At 63.7% G+C, this 11,324-nt stretch carries 11 protein-coding genes; 8 read left to right on the forward strand and 3 right to left on the reverse strand.

Annotation, left to right across the window (positions count from 1 at the left end):
* Positions 1-46: 46 nt before the first annotated feature.
* Positions 47-535: a VOC family protein gene (locus tag HU748_RS24325; protein WP_238343451.1), complete on the reverse strand. Its 489-nt coding sequence runs from the start codon at positions 533-535 to the stop codon at positions 47-49.
* 106 nt (positions 536-641) lie between these two features.
* Here HU748_RS24325 and HU748_RS24330 point away from each other — a divergent pair, with 106 nt between their 5' ends.
* Positions 642-1,541, forward strand: a complete 900-nt coding sequence (locus HU748_RS24330) for a LysR family transcriptional regulator (protein ID WP_186668883.1) — start codon at positions 642-644, stop codon at positions 1,539-1,541.
* Between the two features lie 110 nt (positions 1,542-1,651).
* On the forward strand, positions 1,652-2,431 hold the full coding sequence (locus HU748_RS24335) for a TSUP family transporter (RefSeq protein ID WP_186668882.1): 780 nt from the start codon (positions 1,652-1,654) through the stop codon (positions 2,429-2,431).
* Positions 2,432-2,439: 8 nt separating this feature from the next.
* Here the strand turns inward: HU748_RS24335 and nudC are convergent, their stop codons facing one another.
* The gene (nudC, locus tag HU748_RS24340) at positions 2,440-3,270 is read right to left on the reverse strand and encodes an NAD(+) diphosphatase (RefSeq protein ID WP_186668880.1); all 831 of its coding nucleotides are present in this window, start codon (positions 3,268-3,270) and stop codon (positions 2,440-2,442) included.
* Between the two features lie 36 nt (positions 3,271-3,306).
* Positions 3,307-4,119, reverse strand: coding sequence for a crotonase/enoyl-CoA hydratase family protein (locus HU748_RS24345; RefSeq protein ID WP_186668879.1), 813 nt, complete (start codon positions 4,117-4,119; stop codon positions 3,307-3,309).
* Between the two features lie 200 nt (positions 4,120-4,319).
* Here HU748_RS24345 and HU748_RS24350 point away from each other — a divergent pair, with 200 nt between their 5' ends.
* The 6 genes from HU748_RS24350 (at position 4,320) to HU748_RS24375 (ending at position 11,237) form a co-directional block, all read left to right on the forward strand.
* The gene (locus HU748_RS24350; RefSeq protein WP_186711429.1) at positions 4,320-4,937 is read left to right on the forward strand and encodes a dihydrofolate reductase family protein; all 618 of its coding nucleotides are present in this window, start codon (positions 4,320-4,322) and stop codon (positions 4,935-4,937) included.
* 77 nt (positions 4,938-5,014) lie between these two features.
* Positions 5,015-5,980: an MBL fold metallo-hydrolase gene (locus tag HU748_RS24355; protein ID WP_186722291.1), complete on the forward strand. Its 966-nt coding sequence runs from the start codon at positions 5,015-5,017 to the stop codon at positions 5,978-5,980.
* Positions 5,981-6,081: 101 nt separating this feature from the next.
* Positions 6,082-6,510: a DUF2231 domain-containing protein gene (locus HU748_RS24360; protein WP_065861821.1), complete on the forward strand. Its 429-nt coding sequence runs from the start codon at positions 6,082-6,084 to the stop codon at positions 6,508-6,510.
* Entirely contained in the window at positions 6,507-7,799 is a 1,293-nt protein-coding gene (locus HU748_RS24365) for a sorbosone dehydrogenase family protein (RefSeq protein ID WP_186722293.1), read from the forward strand. The genes HU748_RS24360 and HU748_RS24365 overlap by 4 nt, the downstream gene beginning before the upstream one ends.
* 289 nt (positions 7,800-8,088) lie before the next feature.
* On the forward strand, positions 8,089-9,441 hold the full coding sequence (gene glpT / locus HU748_RS24370) for a glycerol-3-phosphate transporter (RefSeq protein ID WP_186668874.1): 1,353 nt from the start codon (positions 8,089-8,091) through the stop codon (positions 9,439-9,441).
* Positions 9,442-9,908: 467 nt separating this feature from the next.
* The gene (locus HU748_RS24375) at positions 9,909-11,237 is read left to right on the forward strand and encodes an OprD family porin (RefSeq protein WP_186668872.1); all 1,329 of its coding nucleotides are present in this window, start codon (positions 9,909-9,911) and stop codon (positions 11,235-11,237) included.
* Positions 11,238-11,324 lie beyond the last annotated feature (87 nt).

The following is an 11,324-nucleotide window of genomic DNA, read 5'->3' on the forward strand; positions in this document are numbered from 1 at the left end:
AGAAGACCGTTTGCAAGACATACTGTGTGTTCCTCGTTTCTTGTTGTTATGTGCAGCGCCGAACACCGGGCGCAGGCAAGCCGCGCCCGACGCCGCTTCTGTCAGGAAGCGGGCGCTGGTGTTCGATCAGGGACCAGGAGTGCGCGGGAGGCGCTTCAGCCGGCCAGCTGGCATGGGGGCGCAGCACCAGTTCGATGTTGTTGCCGCTGTGGTCCTTGAAGCGGATCAGCTCGTTGACGTGGCGCACCTCGGCGTCTTCACGCGAGCCATGCACCACCTTGAAGGCATTGCGCTCGAGCAGCACGGCAGCGTGCTCCAGCTCATCGCTGCTGGTGACCTCGAAGGCGGTGGTGGTTTCACGCGGGTCGCCCTCGTAGTAGCACAGGGTGTGATCGCGGCTGTCGGAGCGAAAATACACCGCACCGTTGGCCTCGCGGGCCACCTGCAAACCGAGGATCTGCGTCGCGTAGCGGCGTGCGTCGTCCAGGTTGGCGGTCCCCAGGCGCACGTAGCGGATATCGTGCAGGTTGATCATGGGTGGAGTCCCTTGGTTTTATTTTTGTCTGGACTCATCCTCGCAACCGGCGCTTAATCGCAGAAGCTAATTCTCTTTATTCGCACTATTTGATTTGATTATAGAGATGCGCACCGACCTCAATCTGCTACGCGTCCTGCTGGCCGTCTACGAAACCGGCAACGTCACCGCTGCGGCGAAACAGCTGGGCATCAGCCAGCCCGCCGCCAGCGCCGCCCTCGCCCGTCTGCGCCATTCGCTGCAGGATCCGCTGTTCATCCGCTCCGGTGCCGGCATGGAGGCCACGCCACGAGCCCAGGGCATCATCGAGCGCACCCGCGAAGTCATCGAAATCATCGACCGTGACATCCTCAGCAGCCCGACCTTCGACCCCGCCATCGCCGAAGACGAGTTCGTGTTATGCCTGAGCGAGATCGGCGAGGTGGTGTTCCTGCCGCCGTTGTTCCAGAAGCTGCGCCAGCTCGCGCCACGCGTTCGCCTGCGCACGCTCAGCCTGGCGCCCGATGCGCTCACCGACAGCCTGCATGACGGCAAGGTCGATGCCGTGCTCGGTTATTTCCCCGACCTCACGGCCCCCAACATCTACCAGCAACGGCTGTTCTCCCACGACCTCACCTGCATGCTGCGCCGCGGTCACCCACTGGCCCGCGAGCGCCTGGCGCTCGAGGATTTCGCCCGCATGGAGCACCTGCAGGTGCGCGTCGGCTGCCGCCGCCAGGAGATGTTCGAGGCGCACCTGAACGAAGCGGGGATCAAGCGCAACATCGTGCTCGAGACCTCGCACTACATGAGCGTGCCCTCGATCATCGAGCAGTCCGACCTGGTGGTGGTACTGCCGCGCACCGTGGCCAACCTGTACCTGGATACCGTGAACGTGCAGATCGTCGAGCCGCCGGTAGAGATCCCCTGCTACGACCTCAAGCAGTTCTGGCACGCACGCTTCCAGCAGGCGCCACGCAGTGTGTGGTTGCGCCGGGTGATCAGCGAGTTGTTTGCGCAGGGCTAGAAGCAACGGACGCCCGAGCACGCTGGCAAGGGCGCGCCCCGGGGGCTACCATGTGCAGCCTCTGGCGCGACCTTTTGCCGCGCCCTCGCCTGCAGCCTGAAAGCCGTCCCATGCCCTTCGAACTCACCGTAGAACCGCTTACCCTGCTGATTCTCGCCGCAGTGGCCTTCGTCGCCGGTTTCATCGATGCCATTGCCGGTGGTGGCGGCCTGCTCACCACCCCCGCCCTGCTCACCGCCGGCATGCCGCCGCACCTGGTGCTGGGCACCAACAAGCTCAGCTCGACCTTCGGCTCGGCCACCGCCGGGTTCACCTACTACCGGCGCAAGTTGTTCCACCCGGCCCAGTGGCGCCTGGCGATCGTCGGCACCTTGAGCGGCGCGCTGATCGGCGCGGTGATCGCCCACTACATGCCTGCCGAATGGCTGAACAAGATGCTGCCGGTGATCGTCTTCGCCTGTGGCCTGTACCTGCTGTTCGGCGGCACCCCCAAGGCGCCGCTGGATGCCGATGCACCGATCAGGAAAAAATGGCAGTTCCCCCAGGGTTTCAGCCTAGGCTTCTACGACGGCGTGGCAGGCCCCGGCACGGGTGCGTTCTGGACGGTAAGCACCCTGCTGCTCTACCCCATCGACCTGGTACGTGCCAGTGGTGTGGCGCGCAGCATGAACTTCGTCAGCAACATCGCGGCGCTGACGGTGTTCGTGATTTCCGGGCAAGTGGACTATATCGTCGGCCTGGCCATGGGCGTGTCGGTGATGATCGGCGCGTTCTTCGGCGCCCGCACCGCGATCAGCGGCGGCAGCAAGTTCATTCGCCCGGTGTTCATCACCGTGGTGCTGGCACTGACCGTGCGCCTGGCCTGGCAGCATTGGTTCGGCCAGGCCTGAGGGCTGAGTCAGGTCGGCAGCACCGGCTCCGCCAACCCCAGCCGCCGCGCCACGTACAGGTCGATCAGGTAACGGGCGATGGAGCGTCCGGCGGGCAATGGCGGCAGGTCGTGTACGCTGAACCACTGGGCATCCTCGATCTCGTCAGGCTGCATGACGATCTCGCCGCCCGCGTACTCGGCGTGGAAGCCCAGCATCATCGAATGCGGGAACGGCCAGCACTGGCTGCCCACGTACTGGATGTTCTTGACCTGCACCGCCACTTCCTCGCGCACTTCGCGCACCAGGCAATCCTCAGCCGACTCGCCCGGTTCGGCAAAGCCGGCCAGGGTGCTGTACACCCCGGTGACGAAGCGCGGTGAACGCGCCAGCAGGATTTCGTCGCCACGGGTCACCAGCACGATCATGCTGGGCGAGATGCGCGGGTAGCTGCGCAGGTCGCAGGCCTGGCAGTACATCGCCCGCTCCCAGCGGATCTGCGTCATCGGCTGGCCGCAACTGCCGCAGAAACGATGCTCGCGCGCCCAGGTGCCGATCTGTGCGGCATAACCCAGCAGCTTGTAGGTGTCGAAGTCGCCTTCGAGCATGAACTGGCGCAGGCCGCGCCAGCTCATGCCCGGCAGTTCGCTGGCAGTGCGCAGCTCCAGGAGGAACACCGGCTCGCCGTCGAAATGACCGATTCCGTGCTCGCAGAGCACGTCCAGCTCCTGGCGCTTGAGCCAGTCACGCGGGAACAACGCACCGTTGTCATCCACCAGGAACCCCGCAGGGCTGCGGGCGACGGCCAGGCCGCCAGCGGTCTGCGGGTCGAGTACTGCGGTAGTCCAGCGTGCTGACATGTTCGGCTCTCTTCAGGCGCGTGCGCCGTCAGGAGGTCAGTCGGCGAACGTCGGTTTCTGTTTGTTCATATGGGCCGCCACCGCGACCCGCAGGTCTTCTGACTGCAGCATGGCAGCGTTCCAGGTGGCGATGTACTGCAGGCCATCGTCGATACGATGGTCGCGCATGTAGCTGATCATCTCCTTGGTACCGGCCACGGCGATGGGTGATTTTCCTGCAATTTCCCGGGCGATGGCAAAGACTCCGTCGAGCAATGCCGCCTGGTCGTCATACACCCGGTTGACCAGGCCGATGCGCAACGCCTCGTTGGCATCGATCATACGCCCGGTGTAGGCCAGCTCACGCATCATGCCGTCGCCGATGATACGTGGCAAACGTTGCAGGGTGCCGACATCGGCGGCCATGCCCATGTCGATTTCCTTGATCGAGAACTGCGCATCGGCGCTGCAATAGCGCATGTCGCAGGCCGACACCAGGTCGATGGCACCGCCGATGCAATAGCCCTGGATCGCCGCCAGCACCGGCTTGCGGCATTTGTCGACAGCCGTGAACGAGCTTTGCAGACGCAGGATGGTACGGCGCAGCAGGCGCGCATTGCGGCCGGCGTCCTTGCCCATCTGGCCGGCCAGCGAGGCCAGCATCATCAGGTCGATCCCCGAGGAAAAATGCTTGCCCGCGCCACTGACAACCACCGCACGCACCGCCTCGGTGTCGTCGACCCACTGGAAGATCTCTACGATTTCCTCCCAGAAGGCAGCGTTCATCGCGTTGATTTTTTCCGGGCGATTGATCTGCACATGGGCGATGTTGTCGGTCAGTTCGACCTTGAACGCGGTGTACTCGGTCACGGGCGGCACTCCTGTGGGGAAAGGGTTCACGCGCCGGACTATAACGCACCTGCAAGGCGATGCTTGTGCCAAAGGCGGGACTGATTGCCAGTGGTAAAGAACAGGCTGTCGATTCGCGCCCTGCCCGTTCGACCAATGTTCAGGCACCGCAGTGACCTATTCTTCCACTGCCCCGAACACCCCCTCGCGAGGACATACCCATGCGCACACTCATCGTTGCCGCGTTCGTCAGCCTGGACGGCGTCATGCAAGCCCCCGGCGGCCCGCAGGAAGACACCAGCCAAGGCTTCGGTTTCGGCGGCTGGCTCGTACCCTACGCCGACGAAACCTTTGGCCATGTCATGCAAGCGCTGTTCAGCCAGCCTTTCGAGTTGCTGCTGGGGCGGCGGACCTACGACATCTTTGCCGACTACTGGCCCAAGGTCGGTGCGGATTCGGACAACACGCCCATGGCCGAGCTGTTCAACAAGGTGCCCAAGCACGTCGCCACCCATCACCCCGACACCCTCGACTGGCAAAACAGCCGCGCCTTGGGCGCTGACGTGATCCAGGCCGTGCGCGCGCTCAAGCAGCAGGACGGCCCGGCACTGCTCACCCAAGGCAGCGCCGAACTGGTGCAGCAACTGTTGGCAGCCGGATTGGTGGACGAGCTGCGCCTGTTGATCAACCCGGTGATGCTCGGGCACGGCAAACGGCTGTTCGCAGACAACGCGCAACCGGCGGCCTTGAGCCTGGTCGAGTCCTTGAGCTCGCCACGCGGGGTACTGCTCGCCCATTACCGACGCAGTGGCGAGGTGCAGACCGGCAGCTTTGCCTGACACACTGCCTACCGCGAGTTGTGCCCACAGGCGTGTCGCGCCTTAGAATGGGCCAACACTCTCTGGAAGCATTTCACATGGACCTGCTGTTTCTGGGCACCAGCGCCGGGGCGCCTACCAAGGCGCGCAATGTCAGCGCCACGGCCGTCATCGACACCAGCGGCAGCGGCTGGTATCTGGTCGATTGCGGCGAGGCCACCCAGCACCAGCTCCTGCACACGCCGTTGTCGGTCCGCGACCTTCGCGCGATCTTCATCACCCACGTGCATGGCGACCACTGCTTCGGTCTGCCCGGTCTGCTGGCCAGCGCCGGTATGTCCGGGCGCAGCGAGCCACTCGAGCTGATCCTGCCAACTGTCCTGCACGACTGGGTGCGCCAGAGCCTTTCGGTCAGCGACACCTACCTGCCCTTCGAGCTGTGCCTGCACGCTGCCGAAACCTTCGGCAACTGGAGCAACGCCAGCCTGCAGGTCAATGCGGTCGAGCTGTCCCATCGAGTGCCGAGCCGTGGTTATGTGTTCACCGAGATCAATCCCGAGCCGCGCCTGGACATCCCGCGCCTGGAGGCCGACGGCATCCCGCGCGGCCCGCTGTGGGGCGAGCTGGCAAAGGGCATTGCCGTGGTTCACGAGGGCCGCAGGCTCTATCCACGGCACTACCTGCGCGCCTCCCGACCGGCGCGACGGGTCATCGTCTGTGGCGACAACGATCGCCCCGAGCTGTTGGCAGAAGTTGCCAAGGGCGCGGATGTACTGGTGCACGAAGCGACCTTCACCCAGCCACTGATCGAGCGCACCGGCATCAGCTTCGGACACAGCAGTGCCGAGGCGGTGGCGAAATTCGCCCAATCGGCTGGGGTCAAGAACCTGGTGTTGACTCACTTCAGCGCCCGTTACCAGGGCGATCCACGGCGCAGCCCGTGCATCGATGATCTCCACGCCGAAGCCCAGGCCCACTACGACGGCAGCTTGATCCTGGCGCGCGATCTTCAGCGCTATCACCTGGACCGGAACGGGGACTTGCTGCACGAACCAAATACTTGAGCGCGAAATTGCACTGAACCAACCGACCTGCGGCGTGATCCTTCCCTAGGCGCAGCCAGCGTAAACGCGCTGGCTTTCATCGCCAACGACAAGGAGCCGCCATGACCACGACCGTCCACGACCCCTACCGGTGCACGCCCGGGCCGCTGCATGCGACCCTGCTGGCCGGCACCGTGCCGCTGTTTCTCGGGGCATTGATCAGTGACATCGCCTACTACCAGACCTTCCAGATCCAGTGGAGCAACTTCGCCGCCTGGCTGATCGCCGGAGGGCTGCTGTTCTGCGGCCTGGCCGTGCTGTTCGCACTGGCCAACCTGGTGCGCGCCGAGCGCAAGGCCGGTCGCCCGGTGCTGTACGTGCTGCTGTTGGTGGTGACCTGGCTGCTGGGGCTGGTCAACGCCTTCGAACATGCCAAGGACGCCTGGGCGGTCATGCCCTCGGGGCTGGTGCTGTCGGTGATCGTCAGCGTGCTGGCCTGCATCGCCACCTGGGTCGGCCTGACCAACCTGCGCTCGGGAGGTGCCGCATGAAGACGCCTCTTGCCCTGTCGATCCTGAGCATGAGCCTGCTGCTGGCCGCCTGCGGTGGTGACGGCGATGCCACCCAGGCCCGCGGCCCCGACCCGAAACTTCCGGCCCCCGAACGTGGCCTGCTGCCGAGCATGAAGATCGCCGAACCGGCACTGTGGGGCGAGCAGAAACCCAAGGTGCCGGACGGCTACAGCATCACGGCCATCGCCACCGACCTGAAGATCCCGCGCCAGACCCTGATCCTGCCCAACGGCGACATCATCGTGGCAGAAGGCCGTGGCGGCAATGCCGCCAAGCTCAAGCCCAAGGATGTGATCGCCAGCCAGATCAAGGCCAAGGGCAACACCCAGGTCAAAAGCGGCAACCGCCTCACGCTGCTGCGCGATGCCGATGGCGACGGCCGCTACGAAGTGCAGACAGTGTTCGCCGACAACCTCAACGCCCCTTACGGCCTGGCGTTTGCCGATGGCAAGCTGTACGTGGCCAACCAGGATGCCCTGGTGCGCTTCGATTACCAGGACGGCCAGACCAAGGCCGATGGCCCGCCGACCACGCTTACCGAGCTGCCCTCGGCGATCAACCACCATTGGACCAAGGCGCTGACCATCAGCCCGGACGGTCGCTACCTGTATGTGGGCATCGGCTCGAACAGCAACATCACCGAGCGCGGCATGGAAGTGGAGATCGACCGCGCGATGGTCTGGCAGATCGACGCCCAGACCGGCGCGCACAAGCCCTACGCCACCGGCCTGCGCAACCCGACGGCGCTGACCATCCAGCCTGATTCGGGGCAACTGTGGGCGGTGGTCAACGAACGTGACGAGTTGGGGCCGGACCTGGTGCCCGACTACCTGACCTCGGTGCGCGAAGGCGCCTTCTACGGATGGCCCTGGAGCTACTGGGGGCAGAACGTCGATACCCGCGCGCAACCGCAGAATCCGGAGAAAGTCGCCGCCGCGATCAAGCCGGACTACAGCCTCGGTTCACATGTCGCCGCCCTGGGAGTCGATTTTTCCCTGCCGGCGATGGGCGAGAAATTTGCCGATGGCGTGTTCGTGGGCGAGCACGGCAGCTGGAACCGGCCCAATCCTGTCGGCTACAAGGTGATCTTCGTGCCGTTCAGCAATGGCAAACCAGCGGGTGAGCCAATCGACTTCGCCACCGGTTTTCGGGGTGAGGATGGCAAGACCCGCGGCCGCCCGGTGGGGGTGACAGTGGATCCGAAAGGCGCGCTGATCATCGCCGACGACCTGGCCAATACCGTGTGGCGGGTGACGCGTAATCAGTGATGCGCTAAATCAAGGCCAGCCCGCCCCCACAGGGGGATGGCTGGCCTTGATGTTTTGAACCGCACCCGCCATGGCCCTAAACCGCCAAGCCTACCCCGCCCAGCACCACCACCGATGCCTCCAGCAAACGCAGCGACATCGCCACCCCAACAGCCAGACCCCGTCCCTGATCACGATCTGACGGAACGTTCGCAAAGCAACACTCCAGCCTGTGAAAGCGATATTTTTTTCTGTAACGAAAATGTAATATTCGCTTTCGCAGATAAAACAACAACGTTGGAGTACCCCGATGTTTGCCTTCTTCCGCCCCGCCGTGCACCGGGCGCCGCTGCCCGCTGAACAGGTCGACAGTACCTATCGCCGCCTGCGCTGGCAGATCTTCGCCGGCATCTTCTTCGGTTATGCAGGCTACTACCTGCTGCGCAAGAACTTCTCCCTGGCCATGCCCTACCTGATCGACGAGGAAGGCTACACCCGCGGTCAGCTCGGCCTGGCCATCTCGGCCATCGCCATTGCCTACGGCCTGTCCAAGTTCCTCATGGGCCTGGTGTCCGACCGCTCCAACCCCCGTTACTTCCTGCCTTTCGGCCTGCTGGTGTCGGCAGCGGTGATGTTCGTGTTCGGATTCGCACACTGGGCCACCTCCAGCGTCACCATCATGTTCATCCTGCTGTTCATCAACGGCTGGGCCCAGGGCATGGGCTGGCCGCCGAGCGGGCGGACCATGGTGCACTGGTGGTCGCAGAAAGAGCGCGGCGGCGTGGTGTCGGTGTGGAACGTGGCACATAACGTGGGTGGCGGCCTGATTGGCCCGCTGTTCATCCTCGGCCTGGGCTGGACCAACGACTGGCATGCCGCCTTCTATGTACCGGCCGCCGTGGCCGTGCTGGTGGCCGTATTCGCCTTCGTTACCATGCGCGACACCCCGCAATCGGTGGGCCTGCCGCCGATCGAGGAATACAAGAACGACTACCCCGAAGGCTACGACGCCAGCCACGAACAGGAATTCAGCGCCAAGCAGATCTTCGTCAAGTACGTGCTGCGCAACAAGATGCTCTGGTACATCGCCCTGGCCAACGTCTTCGTCTACCTGCTGCGCTACGGCGTGCTCGACTGGGCGCCGACCTACCTCAAGGAGGCCAAGCACTTCACCGTCGACAAGACCTCCTGGGCCTACTTCTTCTACGAGTGGGCAGGCATCCCCGGCACCCTGCTGTGCGGCTGGATGTCGGACAAGATCTTCCGTGGCAATCGCGGCCTGACCGGCATCGTGTTCATGGCCCTGGTCACCGTCGCCACCCTGGTGTACTGGCTCAACCCACCGGGCAACCCCACTGTCGACATGATCGCGCTGTTCTCCATCGGCTTCCTGATCTACGGCCCGGTGATGCTGATCGGCCTGCAGGCGCTGGAACTGGCGCCGAAGAAAGCCGCCGGCACCGCTGCCGGGTTCACCGGTTTGTTCGGCTACCTGGGCGGCTCGGTCGCAGCCAGTGCCGCGATGGGCTTCACCGTCGACCACTTCGGCTGGGACGGCGGCTTCGTGCTGCTGGTCGGTGCCTGCCTGCTGTCGATCGCCTTCCTGCTGCCGACACTGCGCCACACTCAGGTTGCCAGCAGCCGGCGCGAAGCGGTGGCGTGATCAACTGATATAACGCCTGCGGCAAACAACAAGGCCGGTGACATTTTTTGTCACCGGCCTTGTTGTTTCAGCGCCAGGAAAGTTGCCCCCTGCCCTTCCAGGCGCACTGAAATCAATGCGCGAAAAGATGGCTCTTCGCCACAGTTCATTAAATACCAGGCATAAAAAAGCCGCCTGAGATCAGGCGGCAAACAACCAAAGGGCGATAAAGTGGAGCCCACCCAGGAGGTGCTCTAGCACGGGGGATGTCCTGAGTGCACGAATACTTTATCGGGGCCGACTTTAACCCCTTGGCCACTCGATACTGCAATCAAAAACCGTGATTTCGATTATCAACGAAACGAAATGGCATGCGCGGCGCGGCATTTGTTACTAGTAGCCCGGCATCAATACCGGCTGCACCCTTACAACAATTACATTCCTTTATTCAGACACCTGCCTCAACAATTCCAACCAAGGGGTATGACATGTCGCCATTGCGACTCTCCATGCTGAGCGCGGCGCTACTGTGCGCGCCGTTGCAAGCCGCATTCGCCGAAGCCGTTTCGAGCCAGTCCGAAGCCAAGGGATTCTTCGAAGGCAGCGAGCTGAACGCACGCCTGCGCAACTACTACTTCAACCGTGATGGCAAGTCGCAAGGCCCGGATCGCCGCGACTGGACCCAAGGCTTCACCCTCAACTACAGCTCCGGCTTCACCCAGGGCACCGTGGGCTTTGGCGTCGAAGCGTTCGGCCACCTGGCAGTCAAGCTCGACGGCGGCAAGGGCACCTCCGGCACCGGCAACCTGCCCGTCAGGGACAACGGTGCCCCCGAAGACGACTATGGCCGCGCCGGGGGCGCATTGAAGCTGCGCATCTCCAAGACCGAACTGCGCTGGGGCGACCTGCAACCCACCGCGCCGGTGTTCGCTGCCGGCGGTACACGGCTGCTGCCGCAAACGGCCACTGGCTTCAACCTGCTCAGCAGCGAGATCAAGGGGCTGGACTTGGAGGCGGGCCACTTCACTGGTGGCAACGGCCCGGTCACCACCAATGGCGACCATGGCCTGTGGGCCTCCTACGCCAACATCCAGGCCGACAGCATCGACTACATAGGCGGCAAATACGCGGTCAACGACGCCCTGTCGGTGTCGCTGTATGGCTCCAAGCTGCAGGACATCTGGCGCCAGTACTACGGCAACGCCAACTACATCCTGGCGCTGGCCGACGACCAGTCGCTGAACTTCGACTTCAACCTCTACCGCACCAACGACGATGGCCGCGCCGACGCCGGCTCGATCAACAACACCACCTGGTCGTTCTCCACCGCGTACAACTTCCTCTCGGCGCACACCATCACCCTGGCCTACCAGAAAGTGCACGGCGACACCCCGTTCGACTACGTCGCCTTCGGCATCAACGGCCCGGGAGACACCGGTGACGGAATCTTCCTGGCCAACTCCATCCAGTACTCGGACTTCAACGGCCCGGAGGAAAAGTCATGGCAGGTGCGCTACGACCTGGACATGAACACCTTCGGCGTGCCGGGGTTGAGCTTCATGGCCCGCTACGTCAACGGCCATGGCATCGACGGCAGCAAGATGGCCTCTGACAGCAAGTACCTGGGCTATGGCTATGGCGAGGATGGCAAGCATCATGAGACCAACCTCGAAGCCAAGTACGTGGTGCAGTCCGGCCCGGCCAAGGACCTGTCGGTGCGCCTGCGCGAGGCGATCCACCGGGGCAATGCCGACCAGGCCGAAGGGGATGTCAACGAGTTCCGGGTGATCGTCGACTACCCGCTGTCGATTCTCTGATCGCGACGTCAGTGCCGGCCCTATCGCGGGACAAGCCCGCTCCCACAGGAACTCCGCTGATCTTGAAACCAGCGGAGTTCCTGTGGG

This window comes from Pseudomonas sp. RW3S2, from assembly GCF_014268955.1.
GTDB lineage: Bacteria > Pseudomonadota > Gammaproteobacteria > Pseudomonadales > Pseudomonadaceae > Aquipseudomonas > Aquipseudomonas wayambapalatensis.

Bases quoted from the DNA above. Each gene is read 5' to 3' on its own strand.
- HU748_RS24350 (WP_186711429.1), top strand. From the start codon at position 4,320: ATGCGCACACTCATCGTTGCCGCGTTCGTCAGCCTGGACGGCGTCATG.
- HU748_RS24360 (WP_065861821.1), top strand. From the start codon at position 6,082: ATGACCACGACCGTCCACGACCCCTACCGGTGCACGCCCGGGCCGCTG.
- glpT (WP_186668874.1), top strand. From the start codon at position 8,089: ATGTTTGCCTTCTTCCGCCCCGCCGTGCACCGGGCGCCGCTGCCCGCT.
- HU748_RS24365 (WP_186722293.1), top strand. From the start codon at position 6,507: ATGAAGACGCCTCTTGCCCTGTCGATCCTGAGCATGAGCCTGCTGCTG.
- HU748_RS24325 (WP_238343451.1), bottom strand. From the start codon at position 535: ATGATCAACCTGCACGATATCCGCTACGTGCGCCTGGGGACCGCCAAC.
- HU748_RS24355 (WP_186722291.1), top strand. From the start codon at position 5,015: ATGGACCTGCTGTTTCTGGGCACCAGCGCCGGGGCGCCTACCAAGGCG.
- nudC (WP_186668880.1), bottom strand. From the start codon at position 3,270: ATGTCAGCACGCTGGACTACCGCAGTACTCGACCCGCAGACCGCTGGC.
- HU748_RS24330 (WP_186668883.1), top strand. From the start codon at position 642: ATGCGCACCGACCTCAATCTGCTACGCGTCCTGCTGGCCGTCTACGAA.
- HU748_RS24375 (WP_186668872.1), top strand. From the start codon at position 9,909: ATGTCGCCATTGCGACTCTCCATGCTGAGCGCGGCGCTACTGTGCGCG.
- HU748_RS24335 (WP_186668882.1), top strand. From the start codon at position 1,652: ATGCCCTTCGAACTCACCGTAGAACCGCTTACCCTGCTGATTCTCGCC.